Annotated in this window: 20 protein-coding genes; 10 read left to right on the plus strand and 10 right to left on the minus strand. The window is 56.8% G+C overall.

Features of this window, described 5'->3' with window-relative positions:
- Positions 1–535: 535 nt before the first annotated feature.
- The gene (locus GNG27_RS01250) at positions 536–1,864 is read left to right on the plus strand and encodes a sensor domain-containing diguanylate cyclase (RefSeq protein WP_231600419.1); all 1,329 of its coding nucleotides are present in this window, start codon (positions 536–538) and stop codon (positions 1,862–1,864) included.
- Between the two features lie 338 nt (positions 1,865–2,202).
- Positions 2,203–3,789, plus strand: a complete 1,587-nt coding sequence (locus GNG27_RS01255; protein WP_142487858.1) for an EAL domain-containing protein — start codon at positions 2,203–2,205, stop codon at positions 3,787–3,789.
- On the opposite strand, the gene soxS is transcribed toward GNG27_RS01255, so the two are convergent.
- Entirely contained in the window at positions 3,786–4,112 is a 327-nt protein-coding gene (gene soxS, locus GNG27_RS01260) for a superoxide response transcriptional regulator SoxS (RefSeq protein ID WP_039031951.1), read from the minus strand. The two genes, GNG27_RS01255 and soxS, sit on opposite strands and share 4 nt — an antisense overlap.
- A gap of 98 nt (positions 4,113–4,210) precedes the next feature.
- Here soxS and soxR point away from each other — a divergent pair, with 98 nt between their 5' ends.
- From soxR to GNG27_RS01280, 4 genes are all read left to right on the plus strand, one after another.
- Entirely contained in the window at positions 4,211–4,669 is a 459-nt protein-coding gene (gene soxR / locus GNG27_RS01265) for a redox-sensitive transcriptional activator SoxR (RefSeq protein ID WP_142487859.1), read from the plus strand.
- 275 nt (positions 4,670–4,944) lie between these two features.
- Positions 4,945–5,616: a glutathione S-transferase family protein gene (locus tag GNG27_RS01270; protein WP_156262695.1), complete on the plus strand. Its 672-nt coding sequence runs from the start codon at positions 4,945–4,947 to the stop codon at positions 5,614–5,616.
- 298 nt (positions 5,617–5,914) lie between these two features.
- Entirely contained in the window at positions 5,915–7,264 is a 1,350-nt protein-coding gene (gene ghxP, locus GNG27_RS01275) for a guanine/hypoxanthine transporter GhxP (protein ID WP_156262696.1), read from the plus strand.
- A 151-nt stretch (positions 7,265–7,415) separates the two neighbouring features.
- The gene (locus tag GNG27_RS01280; protein WP_156262697.1) at positions 7,416–9,062 is read left to right on the plus strand and encodes a Na+/H+ antiporter; all 1,647 of its coding nucleotides are present in this window, start codon (positions 7,416–7,418) and stop codon (positions 9,060–9,062) included.
- A gap of 78 nt (positions 9,063–9,140) precedes the next feature.
- On the opposite strand, the gene GNG27_RS01285 is transcribed toward GNG27_RS01280, so the two are convergent.
- Entirely contained in the window at positions 9,141–10,028 is an 888-nt protein-coding gene (locus GNG27_RS01285) for a LysR family transcriptional regulator (protein WP_142487863.1), read from the minus strand.
- A 100-nt stretch (positions 10,029–10,128) separates the two neighbouring features.
- Between GNG27_RS01285 and GNG27_RS01290 the strand changes: the two genes are divergently transcribed.
- Together GNG27_RS01290 and GNG27_RS01295 are read left to right on the plus strand one after the other, a co-directional pair.
- Positions 10,129–10,539 (plus strand): CidA/LrgA family protein, encoded by a 411-nt coding sequence (locus GNG27_RS01290; RefSeq protein ID WP_156262698.1) that lies wholly within the window; start codon positions 10,129–10,131, stop codon positions 10,537–10,539.
- Positions 10,532–11,221, plus strand: coding sequence for an LrgB family protein (locus tag GNG27_RS01295; RefSeq protein WP_142487865.1), 690 nt, complete (start codon positions 10,532–10,534; stop codon positions 11,219–11,221). The genes GNG27_RS01290 and GNG27_RS01295 overlap by 8 nt, the downstream gene beginning before the upstream one ends.
- 76 nt (positions 11,222–11,297) lie before the next feature.
- Here the strand turns inward: GNG27_RS01295 and GNG27_RS01300 are convergent, their stop codons facing one another.
- Together GNG27_RS01300 and GNG27_RS01305 are read right to left on the minus strand one after the other, a co-directional pair.
- Complete coding sequence (locus tag GNG27_RS01300) at positions 11,298–12,575, minus strand: ABC transporter substrate-binding protein (protein ID WP_231600450.1); 1,278 nt, start codon at positions 12,573–12,575, stop codon at positions 11,298–11,300.
- A gap of 95 nt (positions 12,576–12,670) precedes the next feature.
- Positions 12,671–13,966 (minus strand): Gfo/Idh/MocA family protein, encoded by a 1,296-nt coding sequence (locus tag GNG27_RS01305; RefSeq protein ID WP_156262700.1) that lies wholly within the window; start codon positions 13,964–13,966, stop codon positions 12,671–12,673.
- 47 nt (positions 13,967–14,013) lie between these two features.
- Between GNG27_RS01305 and GNG27_RS01310 the strand changes: the two genes are divergently transcribed.
- Positions 14,014–15,591, plus strand: a complete 1,578-nt coding sequence (locus GNG27_RS01310) for a hypothetical protein (RefSeq protein ID WP_156262701.1) — start codon at positions 14,014–14,016, stop codon at positions 15,589–15,591.
- Positions 15,592–15,801: 210 nt separating this feature from the next.
- Here GNG27_RS01310 and actP read toward each other — a convergent pair whose 3' ends face one another.
- From actP to acs, 3 genes are all read right to left on the minus strand, one after another.
- Entirely contained in the window at positions 15,802–17,451 is a 1,650-nt protein-coding gene (actP, locus tag GNG27_RS01315; protein WP_142487869.1) for a cation/acetate symporter ActP, read from the minus strand.
- Complete coding sequence (locus tag GNG27_RS01320; RefSeq protein ID WP_142487870.1) at positions 17,448–17,762, minus strand: DUF485 domain-containing protein; 315 nt, start codon at positions 17,760–17,762, stop codon at positions 17,448–17,450. Before GNG27_RS01320 ends, actP begins: the two co-directional genes overlap by 4 nt.
- Before the next feature lie 87 nt (positions 17,763–17,849).
- On the minus strand, positions 17,850–19,808 hold the full coding sequence (gene acs, locus GNG27_RS01325) for an acetate--CoA ligase (protein WP_156262702.1): 1,959 nt from the start codon (positions 19,806–19,808) through the stop codon (positions 17,850–17,852).
- Between the two features lie 420 nt (positions 19,809–20,228).
- Here acs and gltP point away from each other — a divergent pair, with 420 nt between their 5' ends.
- Positions 20,229–21,542 carry a glutamate/aspartate:proton symporter GltP gene (gene gltP, locus GNG27_RS01330; RefSeq protein WP_142487872.1) on the plus strand — a complete coding sequence of 438 codons (1,314 nt, stop codon included), beginning with the start codon at positions 20,229–20,231 and terminating at the stop codon, positions 21,540–21,542.
- A gap of 85 nt (positions 21,543–21,627) precedes the next feature.
- Here the strand turns inward: gltP and GNG27_RS01335 are convergent, their stop codons facing one another.
- The 3 genes from GNG27_RS01335 to fdhF form a co-directional block, all read right to left on the minus strand.
- Positions 21,628–22,302: a tetratricopeptide repeat protein gene (locus tag GNG27_RS01335; RefSeq protein WP_142487873.1), complete on the minus strand. Its 675-nt coding sequence runs from the start codon at positions 22,300–22,302 to the stop codon at positions 21,628–21,630.
- Positions 22,303–22,419: 117 nt separating this feature from the next.
- Positions 22,420–22,572, minus strand: a complete 153-nt coding sequence (locus GNG27_RS01340; protein WP_142487874.1) for a Hok/Gef family protein — start codon at positions 22,570–22,572, stop codon at positions 22,420–22,422.
- Positions 22,573–22,894: 322 nt separating this feature from the next.
- Positions 22,895–25,042, minus strand: coding sequence for a formate dehydrogenase subunit alpha (fdhF, locus tag GNG27_RS01345; protein ID WP_156262703.1), 2,148 nt, complete (start codon positions 25,040–25,042; stop codon positions 22,895–22,897).
- Positions 25,043–25,107 lie beyond the last annotated feature (65 nt).

Consider the following 25,107-nt stretch of genomic DNA (forward strand, 5'->3'; position numbering starts at 1 on the left):
AGGCTCAGACTCACAACAATGAAACGATGTTTCTTGTTACATAAGATATGTGAACTATATCACGTTTGTTCTTTTATTCGCCACTGGGCAAATGCATAAAAATGGCTTTTTATAACCTTTCTATTAACGTGGTTATTGCGATCGAAAATATATATTTAGCCTGCTAACCGGTGTATTTATGACAACTTTACTGATAATTCATCGGGATAAGAAAACATGTACAGCGCGGCAGCTGATGTACAATATTTACAGCCTCAGGGCTATAGATTATGCTTCTTTCCGTTGCTTACTCTGTTCGTAATAAATAAATCAGGCTTGTGCTTTTTGTTGTTTATTATTCTTTGTCCTTTTATTTTTACACACGCATCCCAGTAAGAGAGTCGCATTAATGTATGCTGACTGAATATCACTTTATTCCTGATTAATTCGTTGCGGTATTTCTGTCTCGTTAATGAGCTGCGAATAAACAATGACGCAAGTAAATCGAGAGAATATTAAAGACAGTACCCGAGCCCTGCACGCATTAGCTAAATTAATGCCAAAATTATCGTCCCACGCCACCTTAACGGATCTGCTGGAGACGATTAATCATACCTTTGGTGCCCAGCTTAGCTGGGTGATGATGCAGGATGATACGGGCCAGCCGCAGTTTGTCAGTGCCGGGGAATTAACCTGCCATCCGCTGGAAATTAATGCATTTCTTGCCAGCCTGTTATTGCAACGCCATCGCCGTCCGTGGCAGGTCATCGGCTGGAAAGAGAATATGGGTGCGTTGATATTTCCTCCAGGGCATCCGGGACATCGCCAGTTACAGTGCGGGGTGCTGTGTCAAATGGCCCCGCATCAGCACGGTTACTTCTTCCTGGGGTTTACGCAACCGCAAAGCACTATCACCGTGCTGAAAGAGGTGGTGATTATCCTGGTAGAAAAGCTAAAGGATTTTGTCACCGGGCTTGTCGCGCGTGAACGCACGGCAAAAGAGATGCAGCGGATGATCGCCCAGTACAAAACGCTGTTTGAACGGGCGCCGGTGCTGATGAACTCTTTCGACAGGCATAGCCGCTGCGTATTGTGGAATGCCGAATGCGAAAAGGTGTTTGGCTGGTCGATGGCGGAGATTAACGCCCATGCCGAGCCGCTGGCGCTGTTTTATCCTGACCCGGAGATGCGACGCCGGGTGCACGAGTCGGTGAACAGCACCCCGTTGAACGATATGTATGAATGGCACCCGGTACGCCGGGACGGTACGCAGCTGACGGTCCTGTGGTCGAATATCGCCCTGCCGGACGGCTCGATCCTCAATATCGGGCTCGATATCACCGCCCGTAAAAAAGCGGAGCGACAGCTGGAGATGAAGGCCATGACCGACGATCTGACGCGCTGTTTAAATCGCTTTGCCATCCTGCAGCGGATTGCCGCTGCCCTGGAGGCCAGCCGGCGGCAGGAGGTCGACAGCCATTTCTCGGTCCTGATGTTTGACCTGGATTTCTTTAAACAGATTAATGACCAGTGGGGCCACCTGGTGGGGGATGCCGCGCTGGTGCACTTCTGCGACTGCCTGCGGGCGCTGATCCCGCCCGGTTCGGCGCTGGGCCGGGTCGGTGGAGAGGAGTTTTTACTGCTGATGCCGAAGAGCCGCAGCGACGCGGCGGTGCAGCTCTCCACCCGGCTTCGCAAGGCGCTGTCCGTGACGCCGCTTAACGTTGGCAGCCGGACGCTGATCCTCTCCTTTAGCGCGGGGGTGGTGGAGGTAAGCGGTGAACAGCACGATACCTCCTCGCTACTCATTAGCGCAGATAAGGCACTTTATGATGCCAAACGCGCGGGAAGAGGAAAAACAATCGTCGCGGTTGATTATTTATAAATCACTTTAATCATTATCATGGGATAAATAGCACAAAATTTCATGATGAAGTTGCGCTTTTTTGACGCTGTCGGTAGTTTGACTTAATCGACGACATTCTGTTGAGTTATCCGGGAGCCTGGCTTTCGCCACCGGTAATTATTTTACTTAATAAACAGGAAACGAATACTTTCAGTTTGGCTTACGGACAAATATTATCGGCATAACCAAATATTAGGTTATTGGTGTTAAAAGTCAGTTGCTAACTTCGCATGATTCATGCAACGTAATCACCTGTTTAGCAAAGCATCCGGCCTTCATGATTACAGGCACATAAAAAGCAGGGATATAGGGCGGAAATGAATCGTAGCGCACGGGACAAGGTGCTGAGGATAGTCGGGGTTATCATGGTAGTTTTGCTACCTGTGATGCTTGCGTTATGGTTTGCCCAGCAACGCGCGGTCAACGAAACAAGTAGTCAGCTTCGATCCTTTGCCCAACTCGCTTTAGACAAAACTGAACTGGTCATTCAGCAGGTGGATCTGGCCCGGCAGGCGGCTGAACAGTATTCGGGTGATATTTGCACGCCGGCACATCGGCAAAATATGTTAAATATCGTCCGGGGCCGGCTTTACATTGCCGACCTGCTCTATGCTGAAGGGCGTGAATTCCTCTGCTCAACGACGAGCACCCCCGATAATCCCTATATTATTTCCGCCGCCAATTACCAACGCCAGCCTGACGTCTCTATCTATTATTACCGCGACACCCCATTTTATGCGGGATATAAGATGACTTATATGCAATTAGGTCATTATGTGGTGGTGGTTAATCCGCTGACCTATAGCGAAGTGATGTCTTCGGATCGTTCTCTGGCATGGGGCGTATTTGATACGATAACCAATGCCTTTTTCTCCGTCAGCGAACAGGCCAATCAGAATGAATTAAAAACGCTGATTAGCGATAACGATCTGGCGTTCCAGAATGAAGGCCGCTTTTATACTATTGTTCGCTCGGACAAGCGCCCGATTGCCGCTATTGTTTCAACGACTAACCAGCGCTTTTATGAAGTGCTCTATCATCAGGCGACATTAACCCTGCCGCTGGGGATGATCAGCAGCATTATTATTTTACTGATGTGGTCGAGAACACGACGCGAATTTAACTCCCCGGGTCGCTTATTGCATCGGGCATTAAATAAAAGACAGCTTTGTCTGCACTACCAGCCGATTATCGATATTAAAACCAACCTTTGTGTCGGGGCAGAGGCACTGTTGCGATGGCCTGGGTTTAACGGTCCGGTGATGAGCCCGGTAGAGTTTATCCCGCTGGCAGAAAAAGAGGGCATGAGCGAGCGCATTACCGACTACGTGGTGGAAGAAGTCTTCAGCGATCTGGGTCCTTTCCTGGCCTGCAACCCACATATCTATATCTCCATTAACCTGTCGGCCACGGACTTTCACTCTTCACGCCTGATTGCCATGATCTCCGATAAAGCCCGCCACTACAACGTCCGGGCCCAGCAAATCAAAATCGAAGTGACCGAGCGCGGGTTTATCGACGTGCCGAAAACGACGCCGGTGATTCAGGCGTTTCGACAGGCAGGATATGAAGTGGCGATCGATGATTTTGGTACCGGCTATTCCAACCTGCACAACCTCTACTCGCTGAACGTGGATATCCTGAAAATCGATAAATCTTTTATTGATACGCTGACCACCAACAGCACCAGCCATCTGATCGTCGAGCACATTATCGAAATGGCCCAAAGCCTGCGCTTAAAAACCATCGCGGAAGGGGTGGAAACGGCGGAACAGGTCACGTGGTTAAACAAGCGCGGCGTGCAGTATTGTCAGGGCTGGCACTTTGCAAAGGCAATGTCGCCGCAGGATTTCATGACCTGGCAGCAACAGCCTGTCGCGGCAACACTCGCCCACAGCCATTAATTCAGCTGATGACGATAGTCGCTGGGGGTCCGATCAAACTCGCGGCGGAATACGCGGGAAAACGTCTGCTGGGAGACATAACCCAGATCCATGGCGATATCAAAAATAGGGCGCTGGGTGGTGCGTAACGCCTGGGCGGCCAGCAATAATCTGCGTTGACGAATGTACTCGCCGAGCGTCTGGTGCATAACGGCGCGGAACATCCTCTGTAAGTACCACTTCGAATAACCCGACTTTTTAGCCACCACATCGATACTCAAGGGTTGATCGATATGGTCATCCATCCATTCAATAAGTGTCTGAATAATTTGTTGATGCGACATAGAGCAGCCTCTTTCTGGTTACACCTGTATCGGTTAATTCGTCGTTTTGTCTGCGGGCGAGTATAATTCCTCAAGTTAACTTGAGGTAAAGAGGTTTTATGGAAAAGAAATTACCGCGGATAAAACCGCTGCTCACCCCGGGCGAGGTGGCCAGGCGCAGCGGCGTGGCGGTGTCAGCGCTGCATTTCTATGAAAGCAAAGGGTTAATTAAGAGCATCCGCAACACCGGCAACCAGCGCCGTTATACCCGCGACGTGCTGCGCTACGTGGCGATCATTAAGATTGCCCAACGTATCGGCATCCCGCTGGCCACCATTGGCGAGGCGTTCGGTATCCTGCCGGAGGGGCATACCCTGAGTGCGAAAGAGTGGAAAGCGCTCTCCTCCCAGTGGCGCGACGAACTGGATCGGCGCATCCACACCCTGGAAGCGCTGCGCGATGAGCTTGACGGCTGCATTGGCTGCGGATGCCTGTCGCGCAGCGACTGTCCGCTGCGTAACCCTGGCGATAAGCTGGGCGAGCAGGGCACCGGCGCGCGGCTGTTGGAAGAGGATTAGCCCGACGCATAAAAAACTAAAGCGCCACAACAGGGCGCTTTAGTTTATTCCCGGTCTTTGTCTTTCTCTCTATCCCGCTGGTTCACAGGAGGGTTTCCCCCGACATCAACACCCCTCAGTCGAGCATGCTTTGGAGGTTCCGGTTTGTGCTGACAATTTAAGTCTAGGCCGGGGGCCCGGGTTTGCCAGCGTCACTGAGCAAAAACTCGGCGAAATTTTTTCGCCAGGTTGTGCAATTTTCTATAGTTAGTGGATAAGCCCAACTGGAGATGACCATGATTAAGGTCCACCACCTCAACCAGTCCCGATCCCAGCGCGTGCTCTGGGCGCTGGAAGAGCTCTCGCTGCCCTATCAGATTGAGCGCTATGAGCGCGATAAAACCATGATGGCACCCGCCGCGTTGCGCAAAGTCCACCCGCTGGGTAAATCTCCGGTGCTGGAAGATAACGGTCTGATCCTGGCGGAGTCGGGCGCTATTCTTGAATACCTGCAGGAGACCTACGATCCCGGGTCGCAGCTTAAGCCGCAGGATCGCGAGCTGAAACTGCACTACCGATTCTGGCTGCACTACGCGGAAGGCTCCCTGATGCCGCTGCTGCTGATGAAGCTGGTCTTCTCCAGCCTCGGTAAACCGCCGATCCCGTTTGGCCTGCGCTCGCTGGGCAAAGTGCTGGGGCAGGGGGTGCAGAAAGCGTATCTCAACCGCCAGCTGGAAACCCACGCCCGTTTTCTGGAATCCTGGCTTAAGGATCACCGCTGGTTTGCCGGGGATCGCCTCAGCATGGCGGATGTCCAAATGAGCTTTCCGGTATTTGCCCTGCTGGAACGTGGCGGTATCAAGGATCTCCCTCACCTGCAGACGTGGAAGAAAAATGTCGAAATGCGTCCCGCCTGGCAGCGTGCGATCCAGCAGGGCGGTCCGTTCGAAATCCCTGGCGAGTCCTGAAAATGTTATCAAATTGCGCATTCACGATAACGTTTGCGCATACTCTGTCTACTTCTTCACCACTGCGCAGGGAAATTAGCGAAAAACGGCAAAGTTAAGTTGAAAACGCCCATCTTCAGGACGGATAATCGTTTGCCTTTAATTCAACACCCGTTTTGTCAGCGCGAAGCTAAACGTTTGCTTTTTTTATGACGCCCCTTTTTGTCATAAACGCAGCACAGGGATATGACGTTTCGCTGGTCGTGGAGTGTCCATCACGCTGACCGACGACGATTATCATTTTCAGGGGATGTTTTCTATGTCTACGCCATCTGCGCGTACCGGCGGTTCACTCGACGCCATGTTCAAAATTTCTGCTCGCGGCAGCACCGTGCGTCAGGAGATCGTTGCCGGTCTGACGACCTTCCTGGCCATGGTCTATTCCGTGATCGTGGTGCCGGGTATGCTGGGCAAAGCCGGTTTCCCACCGGCGGCGGTCTTTGTCGCCACCTGTCTGGTGGCCGGTGTCGGCTCCATCGTGATGGGGCTGTGGGCCAACCTGCCGCTGGCGATCGGTTGCGCCATCTCCCTGACTGCCTTTACCGCATTCAGCCTGGTGCTGGGCCAGCAGATCAGCGTCCCGGTTGCGCTGGGCGCCGTGTTCCTGATGGGTGTGCTGTTTACCATCATCTCCGCTACCGGCATCCGTAGCTGGATCCTCCGCAACCTGCCGCAGGGCGTTGCGCACGGCACCGGGATTGGTATCGGCCTGTTCCTCCTGCTGATTGCCGCCAACGGCGTTGGCCTTGTGATCAAGAATCCGCTGGACGGTCTGCCGGTTGCGCTGGGTAATTTCGCCAGCTTCCCGGTGATCATGTCCCTGATTGGCCTGGCGGTGATCATCGGTCTGGAAAAACTGAAAGTGCCGGGCGGCATTCTGCTGACCATCATTGGCGTCTCTGTTGTGGGTCTGATTTTCGATCCCGCGGTGCACTTCTCCGGCGTGTTCGCCATGCCATCCCTGAGCGATGAAAACGGCAACTCCCTGATCGGCAGTCTGGATATCATGGGCGCGCTGAACCCGGTTGTGCTGCCAAGCGTGCTGGCGCTGGTGATGACTGCGGTCTTCGACGCCACCGGCACCATCCGCGCGGTGGCGGGCCAGGCGAACCTGCTGGATAAAGACGGTCAGATTATCGATGGCGGCAAAGCGCTGACCACCGACTCCCTGAGCAGCGTCTTCTCCGGTCTGGTGGGTGCAGCCCCGGCGGCGGTGTATATCGAATCTGCGGCGGGTACGGCGGCAGGTGGTAAAACCGGTCTGACGGCGATTACCATCGGCGTGCTGTTCCTGCTGATCCTGTTCCTCGCTCCGCTGTCGTATCTGGTTCCGGCGTATGCGACCGCGCCTGCGCTGATGTACGTTGGTCTGCTGATGCTGAGCAACGTGGCGAAAATTGATTTTGCCGACTTCGTTGACGCGATGGCCGGTCTGATCACCGCGGTGTTCATCGTGCTGACCTGTAACATCGTGACCGGCATCATGATCGGTTTCGCATCGCTGGTGATCGGCCGCATCGTCTCCGGCGAATGGCGTAAGCTGAACATCGGTACGGTGGTGATTGCCGTGGCGCTGGTGGCCTTCTACGCGGGCGGCTGGGCTATCTAAGCCGTCAACTGCGTAAAAAGACGGGTGGCTCAGGCCGCCCGTTTTTATTTTCGGAACACATCTTGTTGCCTTATGCGTTACTCTGGGGGAGATACACTGTGGCAAGATGCCAGTGATGTAAACGTACAGAAATCTCGCAAACAGGGAACGCATGGAAATCTTTTTCACAATACTCATCATGACCCTTTTGGTCTCCCTCTCCGGGGTAGTTACCCGCGTACTGCCCTTCCAGTTACCGCTGCCGCTGATGCAGATCGCCATCGGTGCTCTGCTGGCGTGGCCGACGTTCGGATTGCATGTCGAGTTTGATCCCGAACTGTTTCTGGTGCTGTTTATTCCGCCCCTGCTGTTTGCCGACGGCTGGAAAACCCCAACCCGTGAGTTTCTCGAGCATGGGCGCGAGATCTTCGGTCTGGCGCTGGCGCTGGTGGTGGTCACCGTGGTGGGGATTGGTTTTCTCATCTACTGGGTGGTGCCGGGGATCCCGCTGATACCGGCCTTTGCGCTGGCGGCGGTACTGTCGCCCACCGATGCCGTGGCGCTGTCCGGAATTGTTGGCGAAGGACGCATTCCGAAGAAAATCATGGGCATCCTGCAGGGCGAGGCGCTGATGAACGACGCCTCCGGCCTGGTGGCGCTGAAGTTTGCCGTCGCCGTGGCGATGGGCACCATGGTCTTCACCATCGGCGGGGCGTCCGTTGAATTCTTTAAAGTGGCCATTGGCGGCATTCTGGCGGGGTTTGTGGTGAGCTGGCTGTACGGTCGCTCGCTGCGCTTCCTCAGCCGCTGGGGCGGCGACGAGCCCGCCACGCAGATCGTGCTGCTGTTCCTGCTGCCGTTCGCCTCTTACCTGATTGCGGAACACATCGGCGTATCGGGCATTCTGGCGGCGGTAGCGGCCGGGATGACCATCACCCGCGCCGGGGTTATGCGCCGCGCGCCGCTGGCGATGCGCCTGCGCGCCAACAGCACCTGGTCGATGCTGGAGTTTGTCTTTAACGGCATGGTGTTCCTGCTGTTGGGCCTCCAGCTGCCGGGCATCCTTGAGTCCTCGCTGGTGGCGGCCGAGGCCGATCCGAATGTCGAAACCTGGATGCTGTTTACCGACATCGTGCTGATTTACGCCGCGCTGATGCTGGTGCGTTTTGGCTGGCTGTGGACGATGAAAAACTTCAGCATGCGTTTCCTGAAAAAGAAACCGATGGAGTTTGGCTCCTGGACCACCCGTGAGCTGCTGATTTCCACCTTCGCCGGGGTGCGTGGGGCCATTACCCTTGCCGGTGTACTCTCCATTCCGCTGCTGCTGCCGACCGGCGACGTCTTCCCGGCCCGCTACGAGCTGGTGTTCCTCGCCGCAGGGGTGATTCTGTTCTCACTGTTTGTTGGCGTGGTGATGCTGCCGATCCTGCTGCAACACATGGAGGTGGGCGATCACGTTCAGCAGCATAAAGAGGCGCGTATCGCACGGGCGGCAACGGCGGAGGTAGCCATTGTCGCCATCCAGAAGATGGAGGAACGTCTGGCCGCGGATACCGAAGAGAACATCGATAACCAACTGCTGAAAGAGGTGAGTTCGCGAGTAATTGGTAACCTGCGCCGCCGTGCGGATGGCCGCAACGACGTGGAAAGCTCGCTGATGGAAGAGAACCTCGAGCGCCGCTTCCGCCTTGCCGCGCTGCGTTCTGAACGCGCGGAGCTGTATCACCTGCGCGCCACCCGGGAGATCAGCAACGAGACGCTGCAAAAGCTGCTGCACGATCTCGATTTGATGGAAGCGTTGTTGATTGAGAAGCAGTAGCCGTTGATTGCCCGGTGGCGCTACGCTTACCGGGCCTGTTAAACTCTGGGCCGGGTAAGGCGAAGCCGCCACCCGGCGTTATTCCACCGAAGTCCAAAATCCTTCACAGCATTTCAGCCACGCCTGGGCGCTGTTCGACAAATACACCCCTTCCCGCCAGATCATCCCCAGCTGCCAGTGCAGATCGCTCTGCAGCGGGATCCAGCGCAGGGTGTTTTTATCCAGCCGCTCGCAGATGGGCTGCGGCAGTATCGCAATTCCCACCCCCGCCTGCACCATCGCCGCCAGAAAGTCCCACTGCCCGCTGCGCACCGCAATGCGCGGCTTAACGCCGTGCTGGCTGAAGAGCTGCATCAGCTGGCGGCTGAGGGCAAAATCTTCGTTGTAGATCAGTAACGGGTGCTCGGCCAGCAGCGCCGGATTAATAGCCTTAAGCGTCAGCCAGCTGCCGGAGCGCGGCACCAGAACGCACAGCGGATGGCTGAACAGCGGCAGGGCCGTCAGGCCGCTGTCTTCCTCTACCGGCAGGGCGGTCATCGCCAGATCCAGCTCGCCGTTGATTACCGCCTGCTGGACGGTTAAACCACCAAATTCAGAAATTTTCAGCTCCACGCCGGGATAGCGCTGGCGAAACAGGCCGATGGGCCCGGCCATCATCATCCCCACCATCGGGGGAATACCGAGGCGCAGTATCCCCTTGTTGAGGTGGTTGATGTCGCCCAGCTCGGCCTCCAGCTGGCGAAACTCCGCGAGGATCGCCAGCCCGCGCTCAAACACCACCCGGCCGGTGTCGGTTAACAGCAGCTTGCGTCCGTCGCGGATCAGCAGAGTACAGTTCAGTTCATCTTCGAGGTTTTTCAGCATTTTGCTGATGGTGGGTTGGGTGACAAAAAGCTTCTCCGCGGCGCGGGTGAAACTCTGCTGGCGTACCACTTCGACAAAGTAACGCAGCGTGCGTATGTCCATGACTATTCCTCGAAACTATACCTTTGATGATTTTAATTCATTTCAGTCAATTACGGGCGCTGACTATACTGGCGCTCCCTCTCATTTTTAGGAAATCCCCATGACCGTGGCGTTAGGTCGCGTTACGCCTGCCGTCGTGCAACGACTCCAGGTACCGGTTCAGGTACTGCTTTATGCGGGTCTTTTTGTCTTCGCTGAATACCTTGTTGGCTGGCTGCATCTGCCCCTGCCGGCCAATCTGGTCGGCATGGTGCTGATGTTCAGCCTGATCCTCTGTCGCGTTATTCCCCTGAACTGGGTGCGGGCGGGCTCGCGCTGGCTGCTGGCGGAAATGCTGCTCTTTTTTGTGCCGGCGGTGGTGGCGGTGGTCAATTACGTCCAGCTGCTGATGGTGGACGGCTGGCGTATCTTTGTGGTGATCGCCCTGAGCACGCTAATGGTGCTGGGTGCCACCGCGTGGGTGGTGGATAAAGTCTATCGCTATGAAATCAGCAGGCAGAAACATGACTAACTTTCAGGTCAGCGTCCTCTGCCTGGTGGTGACGCTGGTTATCTATTTTGCCAACAAACGTCTCTACCGCCGTTTTCGTAAACTGCCCCTGATGCCGCTGGTCTTCACCCCGATTCTGCTGGTGATGATGCTGGTGTGGGGCCATATCTCCTGGCAGAACTATATCGGTGAAGCGCACTGGCTGCTGTGGCTGCTCGGCCCGGCGACCATCGCCTTTGCGGTGCCAGTGTACGACAACCTCGCGGTGATCAAACGCCACTGGATGTCGCTCTCCGCCGGGGTGATCACCGCCACGGTGGTAGCCGTCACCAGCTCGGTCTGGCTGGCGCGGCTGTTTACCCTGTCGGATGAGATCCAGCGCAGCCTCGCGGTGCGCTCCGTCACCACGCCTTTTGCCCTGGCCGCGGCAAAACCGCTCGGCGGGCAGCCGGATCTGGTGGCGCTGTTCGTAGTGGTCACCGGGGTGTTTGGCATGGCGGTGGGGGATATGCTGTTTTTGCGGCTCTCGATCCGCGAAGGGATGGCGAAAGGAGCCGGGTTTGGCGCGGCCTCCCACGGTGCCGGCACCGCCCGCTCCTATGAGCTGGGCCAGCAGGAGGGCGTGGTCGCCAGCCTGGTGATGATGCTCTCCGGGGTGGTGATGGTGCTGGTGGCCCCGCTGGTGGGCTGGTTGATGTTCTGAGTTTTGCCCGGCGGCGCTGCGCTTGCACGGGCCTACGGTTCTGTAGGCCGGTTAAGCGTAGCGCCACCCGACAATGCTAACGGTTCACACGCCGTACAATCCGCTCCACCTGCTGGCGGAAATCCGCCGCGACCTGAGCGGGCGTTTGCCCCTGCTCCAGCTTTTCCCGCGCCGAGGTAAACCTGTCGATTACCTGCAAGTCCTCAATATAGGGCGTGGCGACAACCGTGGTGTGCAGCGCCTGCGCCTGGCGCAGCCCGGCAATGACCGGATCCTGCGGGTCAATTACCCCTTTCTCCATAAGCTGCGCCTCCGCCGCCTTGTTGAGCGGAATGCCGCGCTCCAGCCCCAGGGCTTCAACCGACTGCGGATCGTTGAGCAGGTAGTTGACCAGGATCGCCGCCTCTTTTGGATGCTTCGTTGATTTCGCCACCGACAGCATCTGCGCCGTTTTGAAGTACACACCTGATTCTTCCGTCCCGGGGTGCATTACATAGTCGCCCAGCACCAGCTTTGCCGGCGGCGTCATGTTGTTGGCAAACATGCGGATGGTGATGTTCCAGGTGAACAGGCCGCCCCATTCGCCATTAATCCACGGCTTCATCTCATAGAGATTGCCTTTGCCGTAGGAGGAGAGGGTCTTTGGCGACGGGAGAACATGGTCGTCGCTCAGGCGCTTCACAAAGCTGAAGGCCTCCTCCCACTGGGCGTCGTTCCAGGCGAAGGTACCATCGCTGTTGAACATCGGCTTATGGTGGGTCTGCATCATCCAGGCATTGAGCAGCAGGATGACGTCCTGATCGACCATCGCGTAGGGGTAGTAGCTGTTGCCGAGCTTCTGCTGGAACACTTTCCCGGCGGCAAAAAAGTCATCCCAGGTTTTCGGGTACGCCAGCCCGGCTTTCTGCCAGGTTACGTCGTTGTAGTAAAAGACCGGGGCATTGACCGAGATCGGCAGGCCGTTGAGCTTGCCTTTGATGGTGGTGGATTGCAGATCCTGGGCCTGGTACTGGCTTAAATCCAGCTCCGCTTTCAGCTTGTCGAGATCGTAATAACCTTCGCCGTTTTTGGAAAAGATGATGAGCCACGGCCAGTTGGTCTGCATCACATCCGGCTCGGTGCCGCTCGCCATCTGGGTGGTCAGGCGCGAAAGATGCCCGTCCCAGCCGGTGTATTCGGGCTTCACCTTAATATCCGGATGTGCTTTTTCGAAGGCGTCGAGCGCCTTCAGCGTGGCCTGGTGGCGGCTGTTGCCACCCCACCACGACATACGTAATTCAACGGGTTGCGCCCATGTAGAGGTACAGGAAAATAACAGCGATGCGATGACACCTGACAGGAGTTTATTCATTATTTATCTCCGGATTTTTTATTATTAAACAGGTGAGTAACGGCACAATACTGACCAGTGGCTCCGGCGCGGTCTCCTGCCGCGCCTTCCCCATGCCTTTAGCGTTTCGTCAGACGGGAAACCAGCTCAAACTCCTTAAAGTTGACCGGACGCTGCTGCTGCATGGAGATGTTGCCCGCAATCCCGGTGAGGATCGACATCGCCCCGGCACGGTGGTCCGCCGCACGCTGTAGCGGGTCGTGGCCCGGCGTACCAAACAGGTCGGCCAGCATGGCGTTGTCGCCGCCGCCGTGGCCCCCTTCGCCGAGGCTGAACGTTGCTTTCCAGGGTTCGGCAAACATCGGGAAGACGGCGAGATCGCACTGCTCGAGGCTGCCCTCGTTTTCGCGCTCGCCCCCGGCGTTAACGTAGGACTTCTCGACGATCTTCATCTCCAGCCGGCCTTCGGTGCCGTTAAAGACCACGTTCAGCCCTTCCCACGGCAGGTAGGCGTTGAGGGAGTAAGTGAGCTGGACCTGGTTCTGATACTTCACCAGCACCGACATCGTGTCTTCAATGGTGATGCCGTCGCTGAACACGCTCTGGTCGCGGAAGTAGTTATCTTCGTGTTCGGCGTCGAGATAGAGCGCTTTAAGCTGGGCGTTCTCCGCCATCTGCAGGGCAAAGGGATCCGCTTTCGCCTCGGCGAAGCCGTGGGCGCGGGGGTAGAAGTGCGTCACGCCGCGCTTCTCCGCGTTCTCCCTGCCGTAGAACTGCAGGCTGCCTTCGGCGTAAACGCGCTCCGGGTAGCTGTCCAGCCAGAAGTTCATCAGGTCAAAATGGTGAGTGGATTTATGCACCAGCAGGCCGCCGCTGTTGCGTTTTTCCCGGTGCCAGCGGCGGAAGTAGTCTGCGCCATGTTCGGTGTTGAGCAGCCATTCGAAGTGCACCGAAGTGACCTTGCCAATCGTCCCCTGCATCAGCAGCTCGCGCACCTTGCTGTGGTGCGGGGCGTAGCGGTAGTTGAAGGCCACGCGCACGCTGCGACCGGTCTCTTCGATGGCGTCGAGAATGCGCAGGGCGCGCTGTTCATCGATGGTCATCGGCTTTTCGGTGATTACATCGCAGCCGGCGTGCAGGGCGCGAACGATGTAGTCGTCATGGGTACGATCCATGGTGGTGACGATAACCACATCGGGGCGTGTTTCGCGGATCATCTCTTCAAACTGCGTCGCCTGCCAGGTGGAAACCGGCGCCGCCCCTTCGTTTTTTAAGAGCTGATTGGCATAGTGCATGCGCGTGGTATTGGTATCGCAGAACGCGACCATTCTGGCATTTTCCCGCCAGGCCCCCCCGATGGCGGAAATATATAAACCGGCACGCCCACCGGTCCCGACCAGAGCATATTTTTTCATGGCATCCTCAGCTAAAGTAGCAAAATAAATATCAGCAAGGTGACGCAATGAAACGTATTCCACATCAGCTGATGGAGCTGAACAGCACTTTTATCTGGCACTGGCCCTGGTTTATTCAGGGAGTAAAAAGCGCGAAGCAGCACGGTTTCACTGGGATCATCCTGCACCAACAGGAACTGCTTTCGGTACTTGCGACGCCCTCGCCGTTAAGCCAGAAGCTCAACGTCGAGAACCTTATTCATCAGCAACATTACGCCCTGCAATATTTAATCCGCGTCGATCGCTATCTGGCGGAAAATAATCTGTCGTTCTGGCTTCAGGGTGAAGCCGCGCCCAATGACGACATTATTAAGCGTAAATTTCCGGAACTGACGTTCGACGAAAAAAGCGCGCCGGATTTCTGGCACCATTTTTATGCCGCGATATTGCATCCGCTATTACACGCCTTGCCCCATCTCAGCGGGCTTATTCTCAGCCTGACGACGCCGGACTTTCAGACCGCCCGCTGGCAGCAAAGCCTGCATGATGTCTGGAGCCTGCTGCGCGCCCGGGGCAAAAAGCTCATCCTGCGCGACTTTATTGATAACAGCTGGCCGCGCCAGCAGCTCGCTAACATTCTGGCGACGCTCCCGGACGACGTGCGCGCCTCGGTAAAAGCCACCGAGCTGGATTACCACCCCGGCTTTGCCAACCATCCGCACATCGCCACCCTGCCGGGGCATAAAAAGTGGATCGAGTACGACCTCTTTGGCACCGGCTACGGCTGGACCGCGCTGCCGTGCTATCTGGCCGATGAGATCAGCGGCCGCTTAAGCTGGGCGCTCAGCGTCGCTGAAAACGAAATTGAAGCTATTACCTCCCGCGTGAGCTGGCAGTGGCTACCCGACAGCCGGGTGATGGACTCCGCCAACGCCATCAACCTGTTCGGCCTTACCGCCGCCAACCAGGCCGCCGACGCAGCGCTGCCCGCCACCTTCGATCGCTGGGCGGAACATCATCAGCTCGGCTTTCGCTCCCTACAGGACAAGCATCAGCTCTCGGCCATCGTGCATGCCAGCTACGACTGGCTGTGTAAAACGCCGAACCTCCTCGGGCGACGGCTGCACTATCAGAGCCAGATCCCGGAGAGCATCGCTCAGGCGCAACAGCTGCTGCATATGGACACCCGCAGCGCCAACTGGCTGCACGCCTGGCAGCCGCTGATGCCCACCGACGATCCCGAGCTTGGCAAAGAGCAGCGGGAGCGGATGGCGCTGGAGAAAGAGGCCGCCTGCTTCCTCGCATCCCGCACGCTGCAAAACCTGCGTGAGCTGATGCCGCGTATTACCTGCCCGGACGACACGCTGGCGATCCTGCTGGCTGCCTGGCGCAGCGCGGAGATCTACAGCCAGATGTTCTCCCACGTGGCTGCCGCCGTGACCGACGTGCTCTGGCTCGACCATTACGGTGCGAACAGCCTGCCTGCTGATACCCTGCAGAAGCATCAGCAACGGCTGCTTCACTACGCCGATACCCTGGATCGCTGGCTGGTGGACCCGCCCGCCAGCGGCCCGCTATTCCTGCCGCTACTGCTGAGCCCGGCGCGGCTGGAGCGCTTTGCCAGAAGCCTGAGCGAGTCGCTGTGACTAAAGCATAAAAACTGGAAGGGGGATTGTCTGTACGGGGGGCAGAGGGAAAGCCGTGGATTGGCGTGAAATCGGGAAAAGTGTGATGGCCTTTGCGGATCGCAGATAAAGCCTGTGATGCGCATCGGCTTTTTCTGTTTTGGTGACGTGATAAACGTCACCTGAAGGGGAAAAAAATGTGATCCCCGACCAGCGGCCGGGGAGGGGATTTTAGTGCGCGCGGCCCTGTTCAACACCCAGGCCGGTTTGGGAACGGATAAACTGGGCGCGGAACTTCTCACGCTCCAGGTTCCCTTCCGCCGAGTTATCCGTGGCTGAGAAGAACCAGATCCCAATGAACGCCACGGCGATGGAGAACAGCGCCGGATATTCGTACGGGAAGATGGCTTTTTCGTGGCCGAGGATCTGCACCCAGATGGTTGGGCCGAGGATCATCAGGATCACCGCGGTGAGCAGGCCCAGCCAGCCGCCAATCATCGCCCCACGGGTGGTCAGTTTTGACCAGTACATGGAGAGCAGAATGATCGGGAAGTTACAGCTTGCGGCAATCGAGAAGGCCAGCCCCACCATAAAGGCGATGTTCTGGTTCTCGAACAGAATACCCAGCAGGATCGCCACCACGCCCAGCACCAGCACCGTGATTTTGGAGACTTTCAGCTCCTCGCGCTCGGAGGCGCCTTTACGCCAGACGTTGGCATAGAGGTCATGGGAGACCGCAGAGGCACCGGCCAGCGTCAGGCCTGCGACCACCGCCAGGATAGTGGCGAAGGCCACGGCGGAGATAAAGCCGAGGAACAGGTTGCCACCCACCGCGTCAGCCAGATGCACCGCCGCCATGTTGTTGCCGCCAATCAGCGCGCCCGCCGCGTCTTTAAACGCCGGGTTTGCGCCTACCAGCATGATGGCGCCAAAGCCGATGATAAAGGTCAGGATGTAGAAGTAACCCATAAAGCCGGTGGCGTAGAGCACGCTCTTACGCGCTTCGCGCGCATCTGACACCGTGAAGAAACGCATCAGGATATGCGGCAGACCGGCGGTACCAAACATCAGGCCCAGGCCTAACGACAGCGCCGAGATCGGATCTTTCACCAGCCCGCCCGGGCTCATGATCGCTTCCCCTTTCGGGTGGACCGCCATCGCTTCGCTGAACAGGTTGTTGAAGCTGAAACCGACGTGCTTCATTACCATAAAGGCCATAAAGCTGGCACCGAACAGCAGCAGTACGGCTTTGATGATCTGCACCCAGGTGGTGGCAAGCATGCCGCCAAACAGGACATACATCACCATCAGCACGCCCACCAGCACCACCGCGATATGGTAGTTCAGGCCAAACAGCAGCTGGATGAGTTTACCGGCACCCACCATCTGGGCGATCAGGTACAGGGCCACCACCACCAGCGAGCCGCAGGCGGAGAGGGTACGGATCGGCCCCTGCTTCAGGCGATAGGAGGCCACGTCGGCAAAGGTATAGCGTCCGAGGTTACGCAGACGTTCGGCGATCAGGAACAGAATAATCGGCCAGCCGACGAGGAAGCCGAGGGAGTAGATCAGCCCGTCGTAGCCTGAGGTGTACACCAGCGCGGAGATCCCGAGGAAGGAGGCCGCCGACATAAAGTCGCCCGCGATCGCCAGGCCGTTCTGGAAACCGGTGATGTTGCCGCCTGCGGTGTAGTAATCATTACGGGAGCGCACGCGTTTCGAGGCCCAGTAGGTGATATACAGCGTCAGCACCACGAAGATCAGGAACATCACGATCGCCTGCCAGTTGGTTGGCTGGCGTTCAACTGCGCCGGTAATGGCATCGGCGGCATTTGCCGCAAAGGGGAGGGTGGCGGCGAGCGCCGTCAGAACTCTCTTCATGATGCTTTTACCTCACGCAGAACGGCTTTATTCAGACGGTCGAACTCACCGTTAGCACGAATGACGTACACGGCGGTCAGCACAAACGAAATGACGATCACCCCGATCCCAATAGGGATACCGCGGGTGACGCTGGTCCCGGCGTGCAGCGGTGTGCCCAGCCAGTGTGGGGCAAAAGCAATCAGCAGAATAAAGCCGACATAAATGATTAACATGATGATAGATAAAGTGAAGGCAAACCGTTGCCGCTTATCGACGAGCTCCCTGTAGTGCGCACTATTCTCTATCTGCTGACAAATATTATCATTCATCACAGAGTCTCCAGACGTATTGTAGGGGGAGGGGTTGTTTTTATTCCCTCTCCCTTTAAGGGAGAGGGTTAGGGTGAGGGTGTGGCGTTACGATGGCATGGCGATGGCCTGCTTCTCTTCGAGCAGTTTGTCCACCACGCCAGGATCGGCGAGCGTTGAGGTATCGCCTAAGTTGCTGGTATCCCCCGCGGCAATCTTGCGCAGAATACGACGCATGATCTTGCCGGAGCGGGTTTTCGGCAGCGAGTCGGTCCAGTGCAGCACATCCGGGGTGGCAAGCGGGCCGATCTCTTTCCGCACCCAGTTGCGTACCTCGGTATACAGCTCCGGCGACGGCTCTTCGCCATGGTTCAGGGTGACGTAGGCGTAGATCGCCTGGCCCTTGATGCTGTGCGGAATACCGACCACCGCCGCTTCGGCGATTTTCGGATGCGACACCAGCGCTGATTCAATCTCGGCGGTCCCCAGTCGATGCCCGGAGACGTTCAGCACGTCGTCCACGCGGCCGGTGATCCAGTAGTAACCATCTTCATCACGACGCGCGCCGTCGCCGCTGAAGTACATGTTTTTGAAGGTGGAGAAGTAGGTCTGCTCGAAGCGGTCGTGATCGCCAAACAGGGTACGCGCCTGACCCGGCCAGGAGTCGACGATTACCAGGTTGCCCTCGGTGGCCCCTTCCAGCGGGTTGCCTTCGTTATCCACCAGCGCAGGCTGGACGCCGAAGAACGGACGGGTGGCAGAGCCGGCTTTCAGCTGGGTAGCGCCCGGCAGCGGGGTGATCATGAACCCGCCGGTTTCGGTCTGCCACCAGGTGTCGACCACCGGGCACTTCTCGTTACCGATCTTCTTCCAGTACCATTCCCAGGCTTCCGGGTTGATCGGCTCGCCCACGGATCCGAGGATGCGCAGGGAGGAGCGGTCGGTCCCTTCAATCGCCTTGTCGCCTTCGGCCATCAGGGCGCGGATGGCGGTAGGGGCGGTGTAGAGAATATTGACCTGATGTTTGTCCACCACCTGGCTCATACGCGCCGGGGTCGGCCAGTTAGGTACGCCTTCGAACATCAGGGTGGTGGCGCCGCAGGCCAGCGGGCCGTACAGCAGGTAGCTGTGACCGGTGACCCAGCCCACGTCGGCGGTGCACCAGTAGATATCGCCCTGATGATAATCAAAGACATATTTGAAGGTTGTGGCCGCATAGACCAGATAGCCGCCGGTGGTGTGCAGCACGCCCTTTGGCTTGCCGGTGGAGCCGGAGGTATAAAGGATAAACAGCGGATCTTCCGCGTTCATCGCTTCCGGCTGATGCTGGTCGCTGGCCTGCTCAATCAGGTCGCTCCACCACAGGTCGCGGCCCTCATGCCATTCAATGGCATTGCCGGTGCGCTTCAGCACAATCACGCTGTTGACGCTGTTCACATTCGGGTTTTTCAGCGCGTCGTCGGCGTTCTTTTTCAGCGGAACGGCACGACCAGCACGCACGCCTTCGTCGGCGGTGATCACCAGCTTTGAGCTGGAGTCGATGATGCGTCCGGCCACCGCTTCCGGCGAAAAGCCGCCGAAGATAACGGAGTGCACGGCCCCGATGCGGGCGCAGGCCAGCATCGCCACGGCCGCTTCCGGCACCATCGGCATATAGATAGCCACGACGTCGCCTTTTTTGATGCCCTGGGCCAGCAGCACGTTGGCAAAGCGGCAGACATCGCGGTGCAGTTCGCGGTAGGTGATATTTTTGCTCTGGGTCGCGTCGTCGCCCTCCCAGATGATTGCCGTCTGGTCGCCGCGATCGGCGAGGTGACGATCCAGGCAGTTGGCGGCAAGGTTCAGCGTGCCGTCTTCATACCATTTAATAGAGACGTTGCCGGGGGCAAAAGAGGTGTTCTTGACCGTCTGATACGGGGTCATCCAGTCAAGGATTTTGCCCTGCTCGCCCCAGAAGGCGTCAGGGTCAGTAATAGACAGCTGGTACTTCTCCTGGTACTGCTCCGGGTTAATCAGGCAGCGGTCCGCAATATTTGCGGGAATGTCGTGTTTATGGACCTGGCTCATGGTTTTTGTTCTCCTTGTAGAATGTTAATAATATGTCGCAAAAACGTTAATTGTAGGGGCTTTGCCAGCTTTGTTTACTATTTGGGCGACAGATCACGCAAAAATTAGAGAGTATAAAAAATGAGCAAATGACACTTTGAAAAAAAATAATTGCCTGAAATGATTATTTGCATTACTGCGTAAAAAAGCGTTTTTATAACAAAAGGTTATTTATCATGACTAATACAAATTAGCGTGATAACGCCTTTTGTCAGTCAAATGCCTCGTTCTTAAAGGCTTGCGTAGCATGCCGTGCAAATGGTACTGATACCGCGCGTTAAAAAACCCCATAAATGAACGCAACACAATTCATACCCTTTCAGTATGTGTCGTCCCCATCGTTTTACGAGTACGAACACTTCATTGAGGAAGTTTCTTGTCATGAAAAATTTGAAAGTCAGCCTGGCCTGGCAAATTTTGCTGGCCCTTGTGCTGGGTATCTTGCTGGGTAGTTATCTGCATTATCACAGTGACAGCCGCGAATGGCTGATCGCGAATTTACTGTCGCCTGCCGGTGATATCTTTATCCATCTGATCAAAATGATTGTGGTGCCGATTGTCATCTCGACGCTGGTGGTAGGGATTGCCGGGGTGGGTGACGCGAAGCAGCTGGGCCGCATCGGTGCAAAAACCATCCTTTATTTCGAAGTGATCACTACGGTGGCGATCGTTCTCGGCATCACGCTGGCGAATGTGTTCCAGCCTGGCGCGGGCATTGATATGTCGCAGCTGGCGACGGTGGATATTTCGAAATACCAAAGCACGACCGCGGATGTGCAAAGCCATTCTCATGGCCTGATGGGGACCATCCTCTCGCTGGTGCCGACCAATATCGTGGCATCGATGGCGAAGGGCGAAATGCTGCCGATCATCTTCTTCTCGGTGCTGTTTGGTCTGGGCCTGGCGTCACTGCCGTCCACTCACCGCCAGCCGCTGGTGACCGTGTTCCGCTCCATCTCTGAAACCATGTTCAAAGTGACCCACATGGTGATGCGCTATGCGCCGGTAGGGGTGTTCGCGCTGATCTCGGTGACGGTAGCGAACTTCGGTTTTGCTTCCCTGTGGCCGCTGGCGAAGCTGGTGCTGCTGGTGCACTTCGCGATCCTGTTCTTCGCTCTGGTGGTGCTGGGGCTGGTGGCGCGGATGTGTGGCCTGAGCATCTGGATCCTGATCCGCATCCTGAAAGACGAGCTGATTCTGGCGTACTCCACTGCCAGCTCCGAGAGCGTGCTGCCGCGTATTATTGAGAAGATGGAAGCCTATGGGGCGCCTGCGTCGATCACCAGCTTCGTGGTGCCGACCGGTTACTCGTTCAACCTCGACGGCTCTACGCTGTACCAGAGCATCGCCGCGATCTTTATTGCCCAGCTCTACGGTATCGACCTCTCCCTGTGGCAGGAGATCGTGCTGGTGCTGACCCTGATGGTGACCTCAAAAGGGATTGCCGGCGTGCCGGGCGTCTCCTTCGTGGTGCTGCTGGCGACCCTGGGAAGCGTGGGTATTCCGCTGGAAGGGCTGGCGTTTATCGCCGGTGTTGACCGTATTCTCGACATGGCGCGTACCGCGCTGAACGTGGTCGGTAATGCGCTGGCGGTGCTGGTGATTGCCAAGTGGGAACATCAGTTCGACCGTAAGAAAGCCCTGGCGTATGAACGCGATGTGCTGGGTCGTTTTGATAAAACCGCTGACCAGTAAAGTACATTGCCCGGCCTACGGTCCTGTAGGCCGGGCAAGCGAAGCGCCCCCGGCACGCAGACCGCTCGCTCCCGTCGGCGGGCGTTTACTCCCCGCTTAACGCATCAAACTCTTCGCAGCCGGTATCAAAACCTTCGCTACAGCTCAGATTAAACCAGTACAGCGCCTTCTGTTTATTCGGGGTGATAAACCCGTCCTCGCCCTGCTGAAATACCTGACCCGCCCAGTACTCCGCATAGCCTGTACGCGAGAGGGTGGAGCTCTGCTTAAACCACTGTGCGGCCTGGACATCATCCTGCGCCACCTCCACGCCGTTGGCGTAGATCAGCCCCAGCAGCTGCCGGGCATCGACCGCGGCATCATCCTCGGTATTCTCTGCGACTTTGTGCAGTAAGCTCAGCGCCTGCGGGTAGTCAGTTTTTCCGGCCCGGGTATTGACCAGCAAACGTGCCAGCATCACCGCACCCGGCGAGCTGCCCGCCACCGTGGCCTGCTGCGCCAGCCCTTTTGCCTGGGCTAAATCGCCGTGCTTAAACTTGATTTGTGACAGCAGCGCCATAGCATCGATATCGCCGTTTTTCGCCGCTTTTTCGGCCCAGGTTTCGGCCTGCTTATCATCACCCGAGCTGTAATAGGTTTCGGCAAGATAGTACTGCGCCCGGCTGTCGCCGGCCTCAGCCTGCTTCAGGTACTGGCCGCCAATCTCCTCGGCGCAAACCAGGGAAGAAAAAAGGATCAACAACAGATAAAGAGGTTTCATGCGTTATTTTCGTAGGGGTAGATAACGGGCAGTATAAGCGCGGGATGAGAAGAAAAAAATGGGTGCGTTAAGACCTCCACTCCCCACAAGCCGGGCGGGTTTCCCCGCCCGCTGACGTTAACCTGCTGCGCAGGCTAATTTAGCCGCCACTTCAAGCTGCTCGCTCTTTATTGTCAGTTCGCATAACGTGCCGCGATTAATAAAGGCGAATATCACTATGGTCAGGCAAATAATTAATATTATGCCTGGCACGGTTTTTAATGGCGTCATGCCCTTTACTCCTTGCTAATAAAAGAATAAGGGGCTATCCTCAACTTGTGAGTGGTTGAGGGATAGCCCCCGGTTAATGGAAACATTTCCGGGGTTTTTCACTTTCTGTCCCTCAATACGGCTTAAGACAGAAAGCCTTAAGCACCCGCCGATAATCTTATCCCTATGAACTCAAAAGAAAAGATGTAATTCACTTTGTGGGGAATTACATTTCTCTGGAATACTGCTCGCAAAATAATATTCACCATATATTATTTCTATTATGCAAATAAAAACGGGATGAATATTTCACCCCGTTTTATTAATTGCACCTTTAATTGCATCAACCCATCGCGGTTTCCCGTAACGATTTTTTCAGCTTATTATATTCTTCAACCACATAGTTTTCGGCGGCGGATTGATCCGCTATCGGCTCGACGCGCACGGCACAATATTTATATTCCGGCGTTTTGGTTATCGGGCTGAGGTTTTCCGTCACCAGCTCGTTGCAGGCCCCGATCCACCATTGGTAAGTCATGTATACCGCCCCGACGTTAGGCCGATCGCTGACCTGAGCCCGGGTGATAACCCGACCTTTGCGGGAGTTAACCCACACCAGCGCCTCATCCTCAATGCCCAGCCTTGCGGCATCCTCGGTGTTGATCTGCACATAGCCGGGCTCATCGGCCAGTGCCGACAGGGCCGCACAGTTGCCGGTCATCGAGCGGCAGGAGTAGTGGCCCACTTCGCGCACGGTGGAGAGCACCATCGGGTAATCGTCATCCAATTTATCCATCGGCGCCATCCAGTCGCAGGTGAAGAACTGCGCCAGCCCGTTCGGGGTATCGAATTTCTCCTCGAACAGGAACGAGGTGCCCTGGTCCGCCGGCGACTCGTCCCGGCACGGCCACTGGATGTAGCCCAGTTCGCCCATCTTCTCGTAGGTTGCCCCTTTGAATCCCGGACACAGCTGGCGCAGCTCATCCCAGATTTGCTGCGTGTTGTCGTAGTGCATCGGATAACCCATCCGGGTCGCGATCTCGCTGATGATCTGCCAGTCGGTTTTCAAATCCCACTTCGGCTCGACCGCCTTAAAGAAGCGCTGGAAGCCGCGATCGGCTGCGGTGTAAACCCCTTCATGCTCGCCCCACGAGGTAGACGGCAGGACAACATCCGCCACCGCCGCGGTTTTAGTCATAAAGATATCCTGGACAATCACCAGCTCGAGATCGTCAAACGCCTGACGCACCGCCGACAGTTCAGCATCGGTCTGGAGCGGATCTTCGCCCATGATGTACGCCGCGCGCACCTCTTTGTGGGCCACGCGGTGCGGCAGCTCGCTGATACGGTAGCCGGGATGCGCCGGCAGGCTCTTGACGCCCCAGGCTCTGGCGAATTTCTCGCGGTTTTCCGGGAACTTAATAAACTGGTATCCCGGGTAGGTGTCCGGTAGCGCCCCCATGTCGCAGGCACCCTGCACGTTATTCTGCCCGCGCACCGGGTTGACCCCGACGTGGGCTTTGCCGAGGTTGCCGGTCAGCATGGCGAGGCTGGTGAGCGCACGCACGGTCTCCACCCCCTGCCAGAACTGGGTGACGCCCATTCCCCACAGCAGGGTGGCCGTTTTCGCTCCGGCATACAGACGCGCAGCCTGGCGGATCTCCCGCGCGCTTACGCCGGTAATGGTTTCGACCGACTCAGGCGTATAGTTTTCAACGATCTTACGGTACTCATCAAAGCCCTCCGTGCGGGTGGCAACGAAGGTCCGATCGTAGAGCTGCTCGGCAATAATCACGTGGCCGATGGCATTGAGCAGGGCGATGTTTGAGCCGTTTCGCAACGCGATATGCATATCGGCAATGCGCGCGGTTTCGATGCGCCGCGGATCGCAGACGATAATTTTTGCCCCGTTCTGCTTTGCGCGCAGAATATGATTTGCGACGATCGGATGCGAATCCGCCGGGTTATAGCCAAAAATAAACACCAGATCGGTGCCATCAATCTCGTTGATGGCATTGCTCATGGCGCCATTACCGACCGACTGGTGCAGACCTGCAACCGAGGGGCCGTGTCAGACGCGTGCGCAGCAGTCGACGTTGTTGGTACCAATCACCGCGCGGGCAAATTTTTGCATGATGTAGTTGGTTTCATTCCCGGTGCCGCGCGAGGAGCCGGTGGTCTGGATCGCATCCGGACCGTGCTGCGCCCTGATGTCGCTGAGGCGGCGGGCAACATAGTCCAGCGCCTCATCCCAGGAGACGGGCTCCAGCCTGCCGCCGCGAACGCGGCGGATCATCGGGGTTTTCAGCCGCGGGGTTAGAATCTGGGTGTCGTTAATAAAGTCCCAGCCGTAATAGCCCTTCAGGCACAGTTTGCCCTGGTTGGTTTTCCCCCCGGCTGCCTCCGCCCGGACGATTTTGCCGTTATCGACCACCAGGTTTATCTTGCAGCCTGATGCGCAATAGGGGCACACCGTGATGACGTTTTTCATCAGTCTTGCTCCAGTTTCAAATGACGCTGAGATGTCGGTTTAGTATGCCGCCTCTATGCCACAAT

This window comes from Leclercia sp. 119287 (assembly GCF_009734485.1).
GTDB classification, from domain to species: Bacteria; Pseudomonadota; Gammaproteobacteria; order Enterobacterales; family Enterobacteriaceae; genus Enterobacter; species Enterobacter adecarboxylatus_C.

Coding starts and splice junctions, on each gene's coding strand:
- GNG27_RS01310 (WP_156262701.1), top strand. CDS start 14,014: ATGAAACGTATTCCACATCAGCTGATGGAGCTGAACAGCACTTTTATC.
- ghxP (WP_156262696.1), top strand. CDS start 5,915: ATGTCTACGCCATCTGCGCGTACCGGCGGTTCACTCGACGCCATGTTC.
- GNG27_RS01280 (WP_156262697.1), top strand. CDS start 7,416: ATGGAAATCTTTTTCACAATACTCATCATGACCCTTTTGGTCTCCCTC.
- GNG27_RS01335 (WP_142487873.1), bottom strand. CDS start 22,302: ATGAAACCTCTTTATCTGTTGTTGATCCTTTTTTCTTCCCTGGTTTGC.
- GNG27_RS01290 (WP_156262698.1), top strand. CDS start 10,129: ATGACCGTGGCGTTAGGTCGCGTTACGCCTGCCGTCGTGCAACGACTC.
- GNG27_RS01255 (WP_142487858.1), top strand. CDS start 2,203: ATGAATCGTAGCGCACGGGACAAGGTGCTGAGGATAGTCGGGGTTATC.
- GNG27_RS01340 (WP_142487874.1), bottom strand. CDS start 22,572: ATGACGCCATTAAAAACCGTGCCAGGCATAATATTAATTATTTGCCTG.
- GNG27_RS01250 (WP_231600419.1), top strand. CDS start 536: ATGCCAAAATTATCGTCCCACGCCACCTTAACGGATCTGCTGGAGACG.
- acs (WP_156262702.1), bottom strand. CDS start 19,808: ATGAGCCAGGTCCATAAACACGACATTCCCGCAAATATTGCGGACCGC.
- actP (WP_142487869.1), bottom strand. CDS start 17,451: ATGAAGAGAGTTCTGACGGCGCTCGCCGCCACCCTCCCCTTTGCGGCA.
- GNG27_RS01305 (WP_156262700.1), bottom strand. CDS start 13,966: ATGAAAAAATATGCTCTGGTCGGGACCGGTGGGCGTGCCGGTTTATAT.
- soxR (WP_142487859.1), top strand. CDS start 4,211: ATGGAAAAGAAATTACCGCGGATAAAACCGCTGCTCACCCCGGGCGAG.
- GNG27_RS01295 (WP_142487865.1), top strand. CDS start 10,532: ATGACTAACTTTCAGGTCAGCGTCCTCTGCCTGGTGGTGACGCTGGTT.
- GNG27_RS01320 (WP_142487870.1), bottom strand. CDS start 17,762: ATGAATGATAATATTTGTCAGCAGATAGAGAATAGTGCGCACTACAGG.
- soxS (WP_039031951.1), bottom strand. CDS start 4,112: ATGTCGCATCAACAAATTATTCAGACACTTATTGAATGGATGGATGAC.
- GNG27_RS01285 (WP_142487863.1), bottom strand. CDS start 10,028: ATGGACATACGCACGCTGCGTTACTTTGTCGAAGTGGTACGCCAGCAG.
- GNG27_RS01270 (WP_156262695.1), top strand. CDS start 4,945: ATGATTAAGGTCCACCACCTCAACCAGTCCCGATCCCAGCGCGTGCTC.
- gltP (WP_142487872.1), top strand. CDS start 20,229: ATGAAAAATTTGAAAGTCAGCCTGGCCTGGCAAATTTTGCTGGCCCTT.